At 73.2% G+C, this 17,505-nt stretch carries 12 protein-coding genes and 1 riboswitch; of the genes, 8 read left to right on the top strand and 4 right to left on the bottom strand.

Annotation, left to right across the window (positions count from 1 at the left end; translation table 11 throughout):
• Nucleotides 1-267 precede the first annotated feature (267 nt).
• A complete protein-coding gene (locus tag ACIF6L_RS09335; RefSeq protein ID WP_352292410.1) occupies nt 268-1,215 on the bottom strand; it encodes a terpene cyclase in 948 nt (315 codons plus the stop codon).
• Nucleotides 1,216-1,506: 291 nt separating this feature from the next.
• On the opposite strand from ACIF6L_RS09335, the gene ACIF6L_RS09330 reads away from it, so the two are divergent.
• Together ACIF6L_RS09330 and ACIF6L_RS09325 are read left to right on the top strand one after the other, a co-directional pair.
• Nucleotides 1,507-4,497 carry an AAA family ATPase gene (locus tag ACIF6L_RS09330; RefSeq protein ID WP_329490752.1) on the top strand — a complete coding sequence of 997 codons (2,991 nt, stop codon included), beginning with the start codon at nt 1,507-1,509 and terminating at the stop codon, nt 4,495-4,497.
• 333 nt (nt 4,498-4,830) lie between these two features.
• On the top strand, nt 4,831-5,913 hold the full coding sequence (locus tag ACIF6L_RS09325) for an aldose epimerase family protein (RefSeq protein ID WP_396488228.1): 1,083 nt from the start codon (nt 4,831-4,833) through the stop codon (nt 5,911-5,913).
• Nucleotides 5,914-6,061: 148 nt separating this feature from the next.
• Here the strand turns inward: ACIF6L_RS09325 and ACIF6L_RS09320 are convergent, their stop codons facing one another.
• A complete protein-coding gene (locus tag ACIF6L_RS09320; protein ID WP_396488226.1) occupies nt 6,062-6,568 on the bottom strand; it encodes a GNAT family N-acetyltransferase in 507 nt (168 codons plus the stop codon).
• 308 nt (nt 6,569-6,876) lie between these two features.
• Between ACIF6L_RS09320 and ACIF6L_RS09315 the strand changes: the two genes are divergently transcribed.
• The 5 genes from ACIF6L_RS09315 to ACIF6L_RS09295 all read left to right on the top strand — a co-directional run bounded on the left by ACIF6L_RS09315 (nt 6,877) and on the right by ACIF6L_RS09295 (nt 13,012).
• On the top strand, nt 6,877-8,154 hold the full coding sequence (locus tag ACIF6L_RS09315; RefSeq protein ID WP_396488225.1) for an extracellular solute-binding protein: 1,278 nt from the start codon (nt 6,877-6,879) through the stop codon (nt 8,152-8,154).
• A gap of 109 nt (nt 8,155-8,263) precedes the next feature.
• Nucleotides 8,264-9,265, top strand: a complete 1,002-nt coding sequence (locus tag ACIF6L_RS09310; protein WP_359806852.1) for a sugar ABC transporter permease — start codon at nt 8,264-8,266, stop codon at nt 9,263-9,265.
• Between the two features lie 39 nt (nt 9,266-9,304).
• Nucleotides 9,305-10,213: a carbohydrate ABC transporter permease gene (locus tag ACIF6L_RS09305; protein WP_329490757.1), complete on the top strand. Its 909-nt coding sequence runs from the start codon at nt 9,305-9,307 to the stop codon at nt 10,211-10,213.
• A gap of 41 nt (nt 10,214-10,254) precedes the next feature.
• Nucleotides 10,255-11,967, top strand: coding sequence for an alpha-amylase family glycosyl hydrolase (locus tag ACIF6L_RS09300; protein WP_329490758.1), 1,713 nt, complete (start codon nt 10,255-10,257; stop codon nt 11,965-11,967).
• A gap of 25 nt (nt 11,968-11,992) precedes the next feature.
• On the top strand, nt 11,993-13,012 hold the full coding sequence (locus ACIF6L_RS09295; protein ID WP_359836429.1) for a LacI family DNA-binding transcriptional regulator: 1,020 nt from the start codon (nt 11,993-11,995) through the stop codon (nt 13,010-13,012).
• Nucleotides 13,013-13,071: 59 nt separating this feature from the next.
• Here ACIF6L_RS09295 and ACIF6L_RS09290 read toward each other — a convergent pair whose 3' ends face one another.
• Nucleotides 13,072-13,272: a hypothetical protein gene (locus tag ACIF6L_RS09290; RefSeq protein WP_329490760.1), complete on the bottom strand. Its 201-nt coding sequence runs from the start codon at nt 13,270-13,272 to the stop codon at nt 13,072-13,074.
• Nucleotides 13,273-13,451: 179 nt separating this feature from the next.
• The gene (locus tag ACIF6L_RS09285) at nt 13,452-14,756 is read right to left on the bottom strand and encodes a transglycosylase family protein (protein WP_396488223.1); all 1,305 of its coding nucleotides are present in this window, start codon (nt 14,754-14,756) and stop codon (nt 13,452-13,454) included.
• Nucleotides 14,743-14,901: riboswitch (cyclic di-AMP (ydaO/yuaA leader) on the bottom strand. Its footprint overlaps the gene before it by 14 nt.
• A 392-nt stretch (nt 14,902-15,293) precedes the next feature.
• Here ACIF6L_RS09285 and ACIF6L_RS09280 point away from each other — a divergent pair.
• On the top strand, nt 15,294-17,432 hold the full coding sequence (locus ACIF6L_RS09280) for a hypothetical protein (RefSeq protein WP_396488222.1): 2,139 nt from the start codon (nt 15,294-15,296) through the stop codon (nt 17,430-17,432).
• The last annotated feature ends 73 nt before the right edge of the window (nt 17,433-17,505 follow it).

Below are 17,505 nucleotides of genomic sequence, written 5' to 3'. Positions count from 1 at the left end.
GGGCACCGCCGCGGCACGCGGGCCGGGCGGTGCGCCGGGCCGCACCGGCGGCCCGGCGCAGGGGTGCGGCCGTGCACGCGGGCGGGGCGCCGCCGGGGCGCCCGCCGCTGGGCGTGTCGGGCACGCCCTGGCACCCTAGCCGCGGACGGCGCCCCGCGGCTACCGTCCGTACGGGAGGGGTCCACGGAGGGTGCGCGTTCCGGCCGATTCCCGCCACGGCCGGGGCCCGGCGTTCGGGACCGCCCGGCCGGCGCGGGGCGGTCCGGTTCAGGCGGACTGGTACCGGCCGGTGCGCGACTCCCAACTGAGGTAGCCGGCCAGCCAGGTGACCAGGCCGTCGGCGTACCGCCCGGCGATCGCCCGCTCCACCCGGGCCAGGCCCAGCTCCCGGAAGACGTCGGGGAGTTGGGCATGCAGCTGGCGGCAGCGCTCGACCATCAGCTGGGCCTCGGCCATCACCACGGCGCAGGCCTCCTCGGCCGAGCAGCGGCGCTCCCGCTGCACGATCATCACCAGGTTGTTGACGTCGCCGCGCGGGGCCTCCAGGGGGAAGGACCGGACGTCGTTGCTGAGCGAGGGGATGTCGGCGGCGAGCTGGCGCAGTTGACGCAGGACCGGGTGGTGGAGCACGGCGGCGGGCACCTCGAAGTTGCCGAGCCGCTCCACCATGTCGAAGATCGTCTCCATCGCGGCGGTGCCCCGCCTGAGCACCAGGTACCCGTCGCGGTCCGGCGGGCGCGCGGAGATCCGTCCGGCGGCCTCGGCCGGGTGACTGGCCAGGTACCACTCCCAGTTGTAGGCCGCGCGGGCCTGCCAGCGGGCGGGCATGCCGCGCACGCTGCGGTCCCAGAGGTCCGCGAACGCCGTCTCGACGGGGGAGGAGGCGTCGGGGCGCGCGCCGTGCAGGACGGCGATCAGCCGCTCGCAGATCGGGGCGACCTCGGTGGGGCGCCGGCCCAGCGGGCCGTCGAACTGGTCGTCGAAGAGGAAGTAGAAGCCCATCAGGTCGGCGGCCAGGGCGAGTTCGTCCGGCCCCGAGTCCGGGTAGCCGAGGGCGGCGAGGTCGACCACGTCCCAGTGGGCGTAGGAGGGGTGCGCCGGATCCGGGAGCAGCGGATGCCGGGTCAGCCAGGCGCGGTGCAGCTCGGCGGCGTGCGGGCCGTGCGGGCTACGGCGGTGCGGGAACGGAATCTGAAGTGAGGTGTCGTCAGACATCGGACTCCCGGTGCGGCGGAGGGTGGGGGCGCTGGCGGTACTCGTGCTGATTGTGGGGGAGTTGGTGCGGCGGGTTTCCATCAGGGGGTCCCACAAGGAAGATCAACTCGGTGGGAATGCCGTAGAGTATCGGATGCAATGATCGGACGTTAGGGATATAGGGCAATTGCCCTGGGCAAGCCGTCCGAACCCTCAATCTCGGCCCCAGCCTGCGCGAATGCTGCGCAACGCGCCCCCAGCGGCGCTAATCTCGGCTCCACGGGCAGGGAACGGTGAGGCGGAGGCACGACGGTGACCGAGCAGCGACACGAACTTCGGGCGGAGGCGGCCGGCGCGGAGAAGCAGGACGCGGACGCCCTGTCACCCCGGGTCAGGCTGCGCGACCGCGACGCCGAACTCCGGTCGGCCGAAGCCGCGGTGGAGAAGCTCTGCCGGGAGTTCGCGGCCGGCGGCACCGAGATCGGCGAGCTGCTCACGTTCTCCGGCCGGCCCGGCATCGGCAAGACCAGCCTGCTCCACGAGGTCCGCCGGATCGCCAAGCTCCGCGAGGGCGCCACGGTGCTCTTCGCCCGCGGCGGCGAGCGCCAGTTCAACGAGCCGTACCACGTCCTGCGCCAGCTGCTCCAGCCCGTCCTCGGCGACCTCGCCCCCGACGAGTTCCGGCAGGTGATGGGCACCTGGGAAGAGGTCGTCGGACCGGCCATGGGCCTCAAGCAGCCGAAGAGCGGGGCCCGCCGACTCGATCCGCAGGGCGTGCGCGACGGCCTCGACTACGTCCTCACCCAGCTCGCCCCGCGGCGCGCCCCGCTGGTGATGATCGTCGACGACCTGCACTGGGCCGACCTCGAATCGCTCGGCTGGCTCACCCAGTTCGCCGTCCGGGCCCGCGAGTTGCCCGTCCTGCTGGTCTTCGCCTACCGGGAGGACGCCGCCGACTGGCAGCCCGAGGCCCAGGACCAGCGGTGCGCCGTCACCGGGCTCGCCACCCGCCGGCACGAGCTCAGCAGGCTCTCGCTGGTCTCCGTCACCGACATGATCCGCGCCGAGTTCGGGGCGAAGGCCGAGGACTCCTTCTGCTACGAGTTCTGGAACGTCGTCAACGGCAATCCCTACGAGGCCGTCGCCCTGCTCGACCAGGTCCGCGACCAGGCCCTCGAACCGGTCGAGGAGAACTCCCAGCAACTGCGCGAACTCGCCGTCGACGCCACCGGGATGACCCTCAAGCGCTGGCTGGACCGGCTCGGCGCGACCACCCTGCGGTTCGCCTGGGCCGCCGCGATGCTCGGCACCGACATCCGGCCCGAGCTCGCGGCCCGGATCTCCACCCAGAGCGCCGAGGGCTCCCGCGAATCCATCAAGCAGCTGCGCCGCCAGCGCGTCCTCACCCAGACGCCCAACGGGAACCTGGAGTTCGTCCACCCGCTGATCGGCAGCTCGATCTACAACACCATGCCGGAGTCCACCCGCACCGGGATGCACGGCGTGGCCGCCGCCGAGATCGAGAACGCCGGACTCGGCCTGCTCGCGGCCTCCCGCCACCTGGTGGAGACCTTCCCCGGCGAGGGCGACGACCGCACCGTCCGCAAGCTGCGCCGGGCCGCGCAGGAGCACCTGATGATCGGCGCGCCCGAGGCCGCCCAGCGCTGCCTGCACCGCGCGCTCGCCGAGCCGCCGGACGACGAGGACCGCGCCGAGGTGCTCTACGAGCTCGGCTGCTCCGCCCTGCTGACCGACCCCGGCGCGACCGTCAACCAGCTGCGGCTCGCGCTCGACCCCGAGGAGGGCCCGCTGCGCCCCGCCCTGCGGGTGGACGCCACCTTCCGGCTCTCGGAGGTCCTCGCGCACAGCGGCCAGCTCGGCGAGGCCGCGCGGGTCTGCCAGGAGGAGGCCGAGCAGACGGTCGGCGACCCGGCCGGTCGGCTCCGGCTGGAGGCCGCCTCGTTCATGTGGCACGCCTACCGCAAGTCCGAGGAGGACGGGCCGGGCCGCTCGGAGCGGCTGGGCGCGCTCTGCCGCAGCCTCACCGGCCGCGAGGCCGCCGATCGGGCGGTCCTCGCGTTGCGCGCCTGGGACCTCACCCTGCGCGGCGAGCCCTCCGCCGAGGTGCTGCGCCACGCGGACCAGGTGCTCGACCAGGGCCGGCTGCCCAAGGGCCTCGGCTGGACCGACAACACCTGGGGCTTCGAACTGCCCGCCACGCTCGGTCTCTCGTACACCTACAGCGACCGCATCGCGCAGGCCGAGCGGCTCTTCGGGGACGCCATCGTCCAGTTCGAGGTGGCCGGCTGGAGCGGCGCGCACCGCGGCTTCGCGTACTTCCTGATGGGCCTGGCCCGGTTCCGCCGGGGCCTGCTCGCCGAGGCCGAGGACTTCCTGCGCCGCGCGCTGCGGCTCTCCGAGCGGATCGGCCCCAAGCTGCCGCTCGCCTGGGACGCGGTCGGCGTCCTGGTGGACACCCTGATCGCCCGCGGCCGGATCAACGAGGCCTGGGAGCTCGCCAGCGGCTTCGGGTTCAGCCCGCCGTACCACGAGACCGCGATGGTGCTGCCGGACGCGGCCTCGCTCTACGGCAAGCTGCTGCTCGCCAAGGGCCGCAACGCCGGGGCCGCCGCCGCGCTCACCCAGGCCGGTGCCCAACTGGACGCCCGGGGCTGGCACAACACCGTCTGGGCGCCCTGGGCCGGCCACCTCGCCATCGCGCTCGCGCAGGACGAACCCGACAGCGCCCGCGCCTACGCGGAGCGGTCCGTCCGCGACGCCCGCCGCTTCGGCACCGCCTCGGCGATCGGGACCGCGCTGCGGCTGCACGCCCAGATCGAGGACGGCCAGCAGGCGGTGGAGCTGCTGGAGCAGGCCGTGCGCCACCTCGGCCAGTCGCCCGCCGGGTACGAGCACGCCGTCGCCCTGGTGGAGCTCGGTGCCGCGCTGCGCCGGGTCGGCCGGCTGGAGGACGCCCAGGAGTACCTGTACCAGGGCATCGAACTGGCCCAGCACTGCGCCGCCGACGGACTGGTCGAGCAGGCCCGCCGCGAGCTGGCCAACTACGGCCTGCGGCCCAACCGGCTGGCGGACGTCCGGGAGATCCTCAGCCAGCCCGAGTGGGACGTCGCCCGGCTCGCCGTCCGCGGATTGCCGGCCCAGCGGATCGCCGAGGAGCTCGGCGTCCACCTGAGCCTGGTCAACCGGCGGCTGGCGGCCGTCTACCGCAAGGCGGGCAGCGGGCCGGACGGCCTGGCTTCCGCCCTCGGCATGCCGCCCGAGCAGCCCGGCAGTGCGGACTAGCCCGGCGGCACGGACCAGTACGGCACCAGGGACCAGTACGGCAGGACGATCCGGCACGACAGGACGAACCAGCCCGGCGGTACGGGCCGACGCGGCGCCTCGGGGAGCGGCGGGTCGGACCGGTACCCCGGGGCGGTGCGCGCGACGCGGCGGAGCGTCGGAGCGGCGCCGCGCGAGGGGCCGGCGGACGGCAGTGGGACAACGGCGCGCGGGGGCGACATGAGCGCCCTCGCCACCGGCCCGCTGACTAGGCTGGCCCACGGGGCTGCGGGCCCCGGACGGACCCGGTACCAGGGGCCGCGGCACGCCGCGGCCGTCAGTGAGGAGCAGGACATGTCGACGCCCCCGGCGAACGGCTCGCAGCCGACCAGCGTGCGGCACGAACCCCTCGAACCCGCGGGCGCAGGCGCCGCGATCGAGCGCTGGACCCTACGGGCCGGCCCGTACGAGGCGAGCGTGCTGACCCTCGGCGCCACCCTGCACACCCTGAGCGGCCCCGACCGGGCCGGCCGGACCGGGCAACTGCTGCTCTCCTCCGACCGGTTGGCCGAGATCCTCGGCCCGGCCCGGCACTACGGCACCGTCGTCGGCCGCTACGCCAACCGCATCGACGGCAGCAAGGTCACCATCGACGGGGAGGAGCACCCGCTCGCCCCGACCGGCGGCGGCATGACCCTGCACGGCGGCCCGGACGGCTTCGCCCATCGGATGTGGGAGGCCGAGGAACTGCCCACCGGTGTCCGGCTGCACCTGCACAGCCCCGACGGCGACCAGGGGTTCCCCGGCGCGCTCGACGTCACCGTCGACTACACACTGACCTCCGCCGGCGAGCTGACGATCGCCTACCGCGCCGTCACCGGCCGGCCGACCGTGATCAACCTGACCAACCACGCGTACTTCAACCTCGCCGGCGAGGGCAACGGGGACATCCTCGGCCACCTGCTCACCCTCGACGCCGACGCCTACACCCCGGCCGACGAGCGCCAGATCCCCTACGGCCGCACCGAGCCGGTGGCCGGGACGCCGTTCGACTTCACCGTCGCCCGGCCGATCGGCAAGTCGGTGCACGACGAGCACCCGCAGCTGACCGGTCCCGGCGGCTACGACCACAACTGGGTGCTGCGCCCGCGTCCGGCCGACGGCACCCCCGCCCGGGCGGCGCTGCTGGAGGAGCCGGTCGGCGGCCGCACGCTGGAGGTACTGACCACCGAGCCGGGGCTGCAGGTCTATACGGCCAACAAGTTCCAGGGCGCGGTGACCGGCGCGAGCGGCGTCCCGTACGGGCCGTTCGCCGGAATCGCGCTGGAGACCCAGCACTTCCCGGACTCCCCGCACCACCCGGACTTCCCCGGCACCGAGCTGCGGCCGGGGGAGGAGTTCCGCTCGACGACCGTGCTGCGCCTCGGCGTGAGCTGAGCCGGCCCGGTGGCGGCGCGGGGCCCGGGGCGGCCCCCCGGACCCCCGGGTCGGCCCGTGGCCCCCTAGCCCGGCCTCTCGCCCCCGGTGAGGCTCCTCGCCCCCCGGAGCCCGGCCGGCCGCGCCATGAGCCGGCCGGGCCGGGCCGTCAGCGTGCCGGGAGCTCCCGGCGCATGCAGAGCCGGGGCCAGCGGTCCAGGCCGTGCTCGGCCTCCCGACGGCGGATCTCCCGCAGGCCGGGGGTGATCTCGCCGTCGGCGAGCGGCCGGAAGCCGCAGCGCGCGTAGTAGGGCGCGTTCCACGGCACGTCGGCGAAGGTGGTGAGGGTCAGCGCGGGCGCGTCGGCGCCCGCCGCGAGGTGCTCGATCAGCGCCCGCCCGATCCCCCGCCGGGCGTGGCCGGGGTGGACCGAGACCTGTTCGATGTGCAGGGCGCCGTCCACCGGTTCGGCCAGCAGGTACGCGACGGGTGTTCCGCCGGCGCCGGGCGCGACCAGCGCGACGCCCTCCTCCAGGTAGCGGGCGAGTTCCTCCGGGGTGGGCGGCTCGTCCTCGGCGATCTCCGGCATCCCGATGACGGCGAACGGCGCCCCGGCGGCTCGTTCCAGTGCGCACAGCAGCGGTAGGTCTTCTCGCGTGGCGGCTCGGATCGGCATCCGTCCAGTCTGCTGCAAGGGCCTTGCCGCAACCCAGCGTATTTTCCGACGGTCGGGTAACGGGGCGAACCGGACATAAGGATTCAGGATCTTCGCCTGTCAACTACCGTGCGGCTACGTCCAGGACACGTGGGCGTAACGATCGGCGATTCTTGCAGAAACTTGCTGCAAGGGCTTTCGGTGACGATTGCGCCGCTGTTAACTTCCTTCCCGAGCCCGACCGCGGTAACGGTGCGGTCGGGACGAGGCAGCCATTATGCGCCTGTCTCACACATCTCGGGCACCCCCACCCCTCCCAAGGAGTTCTCATGCGGCGTGGCATCGCGGCCTCTGCCCTCGTTGTGGCCCTCGCGGTCTCGATGGCTGCCTGTGGCAGCAGCGGCTCCAGCTCGGACGGCAAGGCCGACGGGCCGGTCACCCTCACGTACTGGGACACGTCCAACGCGACCAACGAGGCGCCGAACTACCAGGAACTCGCCAAGAAGTTCGAGGCTGCCAACCCGAACGTCAAGGTCGACTTCGTCAACGTGCCGTTCGACCAGGCGCAGAACAAGCTCCAGACCGCCATGGGGGCCAAGGGCGCGCCGGACGTCTTCCGCGCCGAGGTCGGCTGGACCGCCGCCTTCGCGAAGGCCGGCTACCTGGAGCCCCTCGACGGCACCCCGGCCGCCGTCGACTCCGCCGCCTTCCAGCCCACCCTGGTCCAGCAGGCCAAGTACGGGGGCAAGATCTACGGCATCCCGCTGGTCACCGACACCCTGGGCCTGCTCTACAACAAGGAGCTCTTCACCAAGGCCGGCATCACCGCCGCGCCGAAGACCTGGGACGAGCTGAAGACCGCCGCCGCCACCGTCAAGGAGAAGGCCGGCGTGGACGGCTTCTGGCTGAAGGCCGCCGACGGCTACTACGCGATGCCGTTCCTGTTCGGCGAGGGCACCGACACCGTCGACGCCGCCGGCAAGAAGATCACCGTCACCTCGCCCGAGGCCGTCAAGGGCATCGAGACCTACAAGTCGATGTTCACCTCGCCGGGCACCGCCAAGGCCGACGTCACCACCGACGCCTACGCGCACATGATGGACGCCTTCAACAGCGGCAAGGTCGCGGCGATCATCCAGGGCCCCTGGGAGATCACCAACATCTACAAGGGCTCCGCGTTCGCCGACAAGACCAACCTCGGCATCGCCCCCGTCCCGGCCGGCTCCAGCGGCAAGTCCGGCGCCCCCACCGGCGGCCACAACATCTCGGTCTACGCGGGCGCCGACAAGGCCCACAAGGCCGCCGCGGAGAAGTTCGCCGCCTTCATGACCTCGGCCGAGAGCCAGGCCTTCATCGCGCAGAAGAACTCCACCCTGCCGACCCGCGCCGACGCCTTCACCCCCGAGGTCAAGGCCGACCCCGGCATCGCCGGCTTCCAGGCCGTGCTGGACAGCGCCCGGCCGCGCCCCGAACTGCCGGAGTACAGCTCGCTGTTCGCCTCGCTCGGCACCAACCTCGGCAAGGTGGTCCAGGGCACCTCCACCCAGGACGGCCTGAACACCGTCGCCACCGACTACGCCAAGCTCCTCCCGGGCTTCGCCAAGTAGTCACCCGGCCGTCCGGCCCGCCGCCACCTCCCGGCGGGCCGGACGGCCAGACCCTTAGCAGCAGTCGCCGAAGCGAGGCGGCGGACCTCCTCCGAGAAGGTGTCGAACAATGTCAGTCGCCGTGCAGGGCGCCACCGGCCAGGGCAGCCGGGAGCGCGATCCGCGTCCGGGCCTGATGGAGCGCCTCAAGCGCTCGTACGCCAAGCACTGGTACGCCTACGCGATGATCGCGCCGGTCGTGCTGGTGCTGGGCGTGCTGGTGATCTACCCGCTGGTCCAGGGCGTGTGGCTCACCCTCACCGACGCCAACAGCCTCAACTCGGCCCGCACCATCGGCGCCAACGAGATCCCGGCGACCTACCAGTTCGTCGGCTTCGACAACTACGCCGACATCCTCTGGGGCCCCGGCTCGTACGACCGCTTCTGGTCGCACTTCGTCTGGACCATCGCCTGGACCGCGATCTGCGTCGCCCTGCACTACACCCTCGGCCTCGCCCTCGCGCTGCTGCTCAACCAGAAGCTGCGCGGGCGCACCGCCTACCGGCTGCTGCTGATCCTGCCCTGGGCCGTGCCGACCTTCGTCACCGTCTTCTCGTGGCGGCTGATGCTCGCCGACGGCGGCGCCCTGAACAGCGTCCTCGGCTTCCTGCACCTGCCCGAACCCAGCTGGCTCTCCGACCCGTTCGCGCAGAAGGCCGCCGCGATCCTGGTCAACACCTGGGTCGGCGTGCCGTTCATGATGATCTCGCTGCTCGGCGGCCTCCAGTCGATCCCCGCCGAGCTGTACGAGGCCGCGGAGATGGACGGCGCCTCCGCCTGGCAGCGCTTCCGGTACGTCACCCTGCCCGGGCTGCGCTCCGTCTCCTCCACGGTCGTCCTGCTCGGCGTGATCTGGACGTTCAACCAGTTCGCGGTGATCTTCCTGCTGTTCGGCACCGGCGCGCCGGACGCCCAGCTGCTGGTCACCTGGGCGTACTACCTCGGGTTCGGCCAGCAGCCGCGGGACTACGCGCAGTCCGCCGCCTACGGCGTCATCCTGCTCTCCATCCTGATCGTCTTCACCACCTTCTACCGGCGCTGGTTGGCCCGCAACGAGCAGGCCAACGGCTGACGCCCCGTACCCCAGCGACCCACGAAGGCAGGTAGCACGATGAGTACCACCACCGAACGACCCCGCGTCGCCGCCACCGCGGCGAGCGCCCCCGCCACCGCCGGGAAGGTACGGCCCCGCGGCCGGAAGTCCCCGCTCGCCACCGCGCTCTCGCACGGCGCGCTGATCACGGCCAGCCTGATCGCGCTCTTCCCGGTGCTGTGGATCCTGTACGTCTCGCTCGGCCCGGGCAAGACGGACTACCTCCACCCCGGCGACATCCTCGACAAGATGACGCTGTCGAACTACACGACGGTGCTGAACGACACCGACTTCTTCACCTGGTTCGGCAACTCGCTGATCGTCGCCGGCGTCACCACCGTGATCGGCGTGATGTTCGCCGCCACCACCGGCTACGCCGTCTCCCGGATGCGCTTCCCCGGGCACCGGCCGCTGATGTGGTCGCTGCTGGTGACGCAGATGTTCCCGATCGCGGTGCTGATCGTGCCGATGTACACGATCATGTCGACGCTCGGCCTGCTGGACACCCACCTCGGCCTGGTCCTGGTGTACTCCACCACCACCGTCCCGTACTGCGCCTGGCTGCTCAAGGGCTACTTCGACACCATCCCGGTGGAGATCGACGAGGCCGGCCGGGTCGACGGGCTGAGCCCGATCGGCACCTTCTGGCGGCTGATCCTGCCGCTCGCCCGCCCGGGCCTGGCGGTGGCCGCGTTCTACTCGTTCCTCACGTACTGGGCCGAGGTGCCCTTCGCGTCGACCTTCATGCTCAGCTCCGACAACTACACGCTCTCGGTGGGCCTGCAGACCTTCGTGAGCGAGCACGACTCGCAGTGGAACCTGATGGCCGCGACCGCGGTGATGATCGCGATCCCGTCCGCGCTCTTCTTCTACCTGGTGCAGCGTCACCTGGTGACCGGCCTGACCGCCGGCGCCTCGAAGTCCTGACCTGCCACCCGCTCACCACTAGTCCCCAAGGGATACCGTCCATGACCCAGAACCTGGCCGACACCTCCCGGCCCGCCGCCGACGCCACCGCCCACGAGGCAAGCACCGGCGCGTCCAGAGGCTGGTGGCGGGATGCGGTCATCTACCAGGTGTACCCGCGCAGTTTCGCCGACTCCAACGGCGACGGCATGGGCGACCTGCCCGGCATCCGCAGCCGTCTGCCCTACCTGCGCGACCTCGGCGTGGACGCCGTCTGGCTCTCGCCGTTCTACGCCTCCCCGCAGGCCGACGCCGGCTACGACGTGGCCGACTACCGCGCGGTGGACCCGATGTTCGGCACCCTGCTGGACGCCGACGCGCTGATCCGCGACGCGCACGGGCTGGGCCTGCGGATCATCGTGGACCTCGTCCCCAACCACTCCTCCGACCGGCACGAGTGGTTCCAGCGCGCCCTGCGCGAAGGCCCGTCCTCCCCGCTGCGCGAGCGCTACCACTTCCGCCCCGGCAAGGGCGAGAACGGCGAGCTGCCGCCCAACGACTGGGAGTCCATCTTCGGCGGCCCGGCCTGGACCCGCACCGAGAACCCCGACGGCACCCCCGGTGACTGGTACCTGCACCTGTTCGCGCCCGAGCAGCCCGACTTCAACTGGGAGAACGGGGCCGTCGCCGACGAGTTCCGCTCGATCCTGCGGTTCTGGCTGGACATGGGCGTCGACGGATTCCGGATCGACGTCGCCCACGGCCTGGTCAAGGCCCCCGGCCTGCCCGACATCGGCGGCGGCGACCAGCTGAGGCTGCTCGGCAACGACGTCATGCCGTTCTTCGACCAGGACGGCGTGCACGAGATCTACCGCAGCTGGCGGAAGATCCTCGACGAGTACCCGGGGCAGCGGATCGGCGTCGCCGAGGCGTGGACCCCGACCGTCGAGCGCACCGCCAACTACGTGCGCCCCGACGAGCTGCACCAGGCCTTCAACTTCCAGTACCTGGGCACCTCCTGGGACGCCGCCGAGCTGCGCTCGGTGATCGACCTGTCGCTCGACTCGATGCGCCCGGTCGACGCCCCCGCCACCTGGGTGCTCTCGAACCACGACGTCACCCGGCACAGCACCCGGTTCGCCAACCCGCCGGGCCTGGGCACCCAGATCCGCACCCCCGGCGACCGCGCGCTCGGCCTGCGCCGGGCCCGCGCCGCCACCCTGCTGATGCTCGCGCTGCCCGGCTCGGCGTACGTCTACCAGGGCGAGGAGCTCGGCCTGCCGGACGTCACCGACCTGCCCGACGAGGTCCGCCAGGACCCGTCCTTCTTCCGCAAGGCCGGCCAGGACGGCTACCGCGACGGCTGCCGGGTGCCGATCCCGTGGTCCGGCACCGAGGCCCCGTACGGCTTCGGCCCGACCCCCGGCGGCCCCAGCTGGCTGCCGCAGCCGGCCGAGTGGGCCGGGCTCAGCGTCGAGGCGCAGACCGGTGACCCGACGTCGACCCTGGAGCTCTACCGCAGCGCGCTGGCCATCCGCCGGGAGCAGTCCGGGCTGGGCGCCGGCACCGGGGTCGAGTGGCTGGCGAGCCCCGAGGGCACCCTGGTCTTCCGCCGCGGCTCCTTCGTCTGCACGGTGAACACCACCGCCGAGCCGGTGCGGATACCCGCGCCGGGCCGGCTGCTGCTGTCCTCCGCGGACGCCGCGCCGGAGGCCGCCGACGCCGGCGGCGAAGCGGTCCTCGGACCGGACAGCACCGACTGGTGGGCGGTCTGACGTGGTTGCAATAGGCTCTGGGACCGTGACTACGGCGCGACTATCAGACATCGCGGCGCAGGCGGGGGTCAGCGAAGCCACCGTCTCCCGCGTACTCAACGGCAAGGCGAACGTTTCCGCCGCCACCCGGCAGACCGTGCTGGCGGCGCTGGACGTGCTCGGCTACGAGCGGCCGACCAGGCTGCGCCAGCGCAGTGCGGGACTGATCGGGCTGATCACCCCGGAACTGAGCAACCCGATCTTCCCCGCGCTGGCCCAGGTGATCGAGCAGGTGCTGAGCCGGCACGGGTACACCCCGGTGCTCTGCACCCAGACGCCCGGCGGCTCCACCGAGGACGAACTGGTGGAGATGCTGGTCGACCGGGGCGTGGCGGGCATCGTGTTCGTCTCCGGCCTGCACGCGGACACCACCGCCGACCACGACCGGTACGCCCGGCTGACCGGCCGGCAGGTGCCGTTCGTCCTGATCAACGGCTTCAGCGAGAAGATCGACGCGCCGTTCATCTCGCCGGACGACCGGGCCGCGATGTGGATGGCCGTCCAGCACCTGGCCGAGCTCGGCCACGAGCGGATCGGCCTCGCGGTCGGGCAGAAGCGGTACGTCCCCGTGCTGCGGAAGATCGAGGGCTTCACGGCGGCCCTGCGGGAGGTCCTCGGCCGGACCGAGGAACAGGCCCGGGAGCTCGTCCACCACACGCTGTTCAGCGTGGAGGGCGGCCACGCGGCGGCCGGCGCACTGCTCGACAAGGGCTGTACGGCGATCGTCTGCGGCAGCGACATGATGGCGCTCGGGGCGATCCGCGCGGTGCGCCAGCGGGGGCTGTCCGTGCCGCAGGACGTCTCGGTGGTCGGGTTCGACGACTCGCCGCTGATAGCTTTCACCGAGCCGCCGCTGACCACCATCCGCCAGCCGGTCGAGGCGATGGCCACCGCCGCCGTCGACGCCCTGCTGGAGGAGGTCGGCGCGAACGCCGCCCAGCGCGGTGAGTTCATGTTCCAGCCGGAGCTGGTGATGCGCGGTTCCACGGGCGCCCGCGCCCGCTGAGACGACGACCGGGGCCCCGGAGGACGATCCAGTCCTCCGGGGCCCCGTCCTGTCCGCCCTCAGCCTTCCTGCGCGGTCGGGCGCTGCTGTCCGGTCCGCTGCCCGTCGGCGGCCTCGCCGGTCCGGCTCTCGGTGCGCCGCCCCCGGGCGAGGTAGTCGCGCAGGATCAGTTCCACGGCGTCCTGCGGGTTCCTGGTGCCGGAGAGCATCATCGCGTCGATCGCGAGATTGGCGTCGAGCGTGACGGTGACCTGGGCCATGTGACTCCTCCTCGGGTGCAGAGCAGCAGCATGCCCGCCGGGCCCGGCTTTGGCCATGCCCGGGCCCGGGCCCGGGCCATCCTGCGCGCGGGCGTGCCGGAGCCCCCGGGGAGGAGCGACCAGACTCTCCCCGGGGGCTGCGGCGGGTGGCGCGGACCGCGTGCGGACCGCAGGCGGGATCAGACCCGGCCGGCGAAGTCCGGGGCCCAGTTGGCGATGGTCTGGGTCCGCACGCCCACGCTCGGGTTGGCGGCCTCGACGTACTTGCCGTCGCCGATGTAGAGCGCGACGTGGTAGACGCCCGAGTCCTGGCCGTTGTTGGACCAGAACAGCAGGTCGCCGGCCTTGAGGGCGTCCAGCGAGACGTGGGTGCTGGCGGCGGCCTGGTCGGCGGCGACCCGCGGGACGGAGACGCCCGCGGCGCGCAGCGCGGCCTGGGTCAGGCCGGAGCAGTCCCAACCGCCGTTGCCGGTACCGCCGTAGACGTAGGCCTGGCCGACCTTCGACTGGGCGAAGGAGACCGCGGCGGCCATGCTGCCGGTGGCGGCCTGGGCCGGCGCCTCGGCCGACGCCTGGGCGGCGGGCTTGGCGGCCGGAGCCTGGGTCTGCGCGGCCGGCTTGGTGGCGGTCGCGGTGGAGCCGTCGGCCTTGCCGGTGGCGCCCGAGGAGCGGTTGAACCAGTCGAAGCCCTGGCCGGACTCGTCCGAGGCCCGGGTCTTCGCGCGGTCGCCCAGGCTCAGGTGCTGGCCCGGGTAGATGACGTGCGGGCCGTCGCCGAGGGTGCCGCGGTTGAGCTCGTAGAGCCGCTCCCAGCCGCCCTGGATGTTGTTCTTGTCGGCGATCGAGGAGAGCCAGTCGCCCGCGACCACGGTGTAGTCGGAGGAGGCCTGCGCGTCCTGACGGTACTGCTGCCAGTTCCGGCCCTGCGACGGCTGGGCGGAGTCGGCGGCGGCCGGGGTCTCGGCGGCCTTCGGGGCGGCCTTGGGCGCGGCCGGCTTGGCGGCGGGGGCGGGGGTCTGCACCGGGGCCGGGGTGGCCTTCGGGGCGGCCGGCTTGGCGGCGGTCGCGGTGTCGACGGCGGCCGGGGTGCCGCCCTTGGTCAGACCGGCCTGGACGGAGCAGACGGGCCAGGCGCCGGGGCCCTGGACGGCGAGCACCTTCTCGGCGACCGCGATCTGCTGGTCCTTGGTGGCGAGGTCGGCACGCGCGGCGTAGCTGGTGCCGCCGAACGCCGCCCAGGTGGAGTTGGTGAACTGGAGGCCGCCGTAGAAACCGTTGCCGGTGTTGATGCTCCAGTTGCCGGTACTCTCGCACTGGGCGACCTTGTCCCAGGTGGCGACGGAGGCGGCCGAGGCGGAGCCGGCGGTGAGGCAGGGGACGGTGAGGCCGATGCCGACGACGCCGAGGGTGGCGATCGCTCGGCGGGTGCGGCCGGACAGGCGGGTGCCGTTGGTGGGCAGCATGGTGACGCGGTCCTCTCCCACGCCTGCGAGGTGAGCTGTCGGATTCGGGCTGGAGTTGCCCGGCCGCGCTGTGGACGCGGCTTCACCCCTAGCCCCGAACCGGTACGAACCGGTCCCGGGCGACTTACCTGTGGTTCCCCCGCTCCTGCCGTGGTGCGTTCTGCGCTGCCAGCGCACCCGACGGCAGGACTCGGCGTTGCGGGTGGGCTGGGTCCGTGTGGCCACGAACGGGGAGCACGTTAAGCAGACTTAAGTTCAAACCGCAAACATGTGTGACGGTCATCACAGTTTATGAAGAGCGTGCTGAATGGCTGTCCACCATGATCAGAAATGACCGATTTCGCGCAACGCCCTTCGGAGCCACGGCAACTGCCTATGCTTCAGGGCGTCAGGACCGACGCGGCCGTCTGGGGGGAGGGCTTCGCAGCGATGGCCATGGACGAGGGTCCCGAGGCCGGCGCGCCGGCCGAGCGGCCGCGTGGAACGCACCGCCGGGCAAAACACCGCAGAGCGGACATCCCGCCCGCCGAGCCCCGAACTCCCCTGCCCCGGCGGACGATGCTGCGCTGGCTCGCCGTCGGCACGGTCTTCGCGGCGGTCGGCGGCGAGGAGGCACTGCGGCGCTCCCTGGACGGCCGCTCCGCGCCCGGCGCCGCCGCGGAGGACCCCGCCACGGCGCCGGGAGCGGCCGACCCGGCCGCGGAGCACCGGCACGGCGCCGCGTCGCCCTCCGGGACGCCCGGGGGCACCACCGACGGCGCCCCCGCCGAGGGGACGGCCGCGCCCGGGCAGCCCACCGCCGGAGCCGCCCCCGCACCCACCCCCGACCAGGGCGGCCGCCCCTGGTCGGACCCGGCCGGCTGGGGCGGCCGGGTACCCGGACCGCAGAGCGCCGTCCGGATCACCGACCGGGTGCTGCTCGACACCGACGCCGCGATCGGCTCGCTGCTGGTCGAGCCGGGCGGTGCGCTCACCTTCGCCGCCGACCGCAGCCTCACCCTCGCCGCCGCGGGCAACGTCGAGATCCGCGGCACCCTCGCGCTCGCCCCCGAGGGCGCCGCCGTGCACACCGTGCGCTTCCCCGCCGTCGACGAGCGGCGCTTCCGGGGGGACGGCATGAAGGTGGTCGACACCGACGTCGGCCTCTGGGTCACCGGCGCCGGGTACCTGCGGCTGGACGGCGCGGCCAAGACCGCCTGGGGGCGCGCCGACCGGGCGCTCGCGGCGGGCGACACCACCGTCAGCCTGGCCGCGCCGCCCACCGGTTGGCTGCCCGGCGACGAACTGGCCGTCACCCCGACCGGCCCGCCCGGCGAGGACGGCTTCTCCACCCGCTACGACCTCGCCGTCGTCCGGGCCGTCAGCGGATCCACCGTCACCCTGGAGGCGCCGCTGACGTACGCGCACCCCCGGGTCGGCGCCGGAGGGGGCGTCACGGTCGGCGCCGAGGTGCTCAACCTGACCCGCAGCGTGCGGATCGAGGGCACCGCCGAGGGCCGCGCCCACGTCCACCTCACCACCTCCCGCCGGGCCGACCTGCGGCATGCGGCGCTGCGCTGGGTCGGCCCGCGCACCGACACCGCGGAGTCCTGGAAGGGCCCGGACGGCAGCGCCCCGGTGACCGCCCCGGTGCTCGGCCGGTACGGGCTGCACTTCCACATGCTGGGCGACACCACCCGGGGCACCGTCGTCGAGGGCCTGGTGGTCCGCGACGCGGGGAGCCACGCCTTCGTCCCGCACGCCAGCCACGGCATCACCTTCCGCAGCTGCATCAGCCACGACACCTGGGAGGACGCCTACTGGTGGGACGGCCCGCCGGACACCCGCACCCCGCAGCAGCCCTCCGACGACATCGTCTACGAGTCCTGCGTCGCCTCCCGCACGCGGCTGGAGCCCAACCCGCGGGCCTACCGGCTGACCGGCTTCAACCTCGGCGCCGGCACCGGCGGCAAGGCGCTGGACTGCGTGGCCGTCGGCGTCCAGGGGGCCGACGGCGCCTCCGGCTTCGAGTGGCCGGAGAACAGCGAGGGGGTCTGGACGTTCCAGCGCTGCCTGGCCCACAACAACCTGCGGGACGGCATCTTCGTCTGGCTGAACGCCCAGCAGCACCACGTGGTCACCGAGTTCGCGGCCTACCACAACGGCGGGTGGGGCATCGAGCACGGCGCCTACCTCAACGACTTCGACTACACCGCGAGCGTGCTGTACGGCAACGGCGGCGGGGGAGTGGCGCTGCACTCGCTCGGCCGGGACAAGGGGACCCTCTTCGACGGCCTGCTGATCGACGCCGCCGGGCAGAGCGACTACGGCGTCTCCACCGCGCGCCACGAACTCGCCGGGGAGGCGGTCACCTTCAGCCGCAGCCGGTTCACCGGCCACCGCCGGGCCGGGATCGCCTTCCGGGCCACCCCGGACGGCAAGCCGGACGACATCCTCGTCCTGGACTGCGAGTTCGACGGCAACGAGCTCTGGATGGACCCGGAGTCGGCGCCGCCGAAGAACATCCTGCTGCGCCGGGCGGGGCAGACCGAGGTGCTCCAGGTGCGCAAGGCGGACGGTGACGGCGGGCGGTCGCCGTGGAACGCCACCGGCGTGCCGGTGGCCGCCTTCGCCGCGCAGTCCCGGCCGGTGCAGCTGCCGGCGCTGCGGCTCAAGGACGCGGCGGCGGCCACCGGCCGGGTGGGCGGGCGGACCTGAGGCGGACCTGAGGCCGGCCGGGGCCCGCCGGGGCCCGCACCGACGCGCCGCGGGCCGGTGCGGCGCGGGCCCG

It is taken from the genome of Kitasatospora sp. NPDC086009 (assembly GCF_044540385.1).
In the GTDB taxonomy this organism is placed as follows: Bacteria; Actinomycetota; Actinomycetes; order Streptomycetales; family Streptomycetaceae; genus Kitasatospora.
Note: the sequence above shows the minus strand (reverse complement) of the source record. Positions and strands in the feature narration are given on the sequence as shown.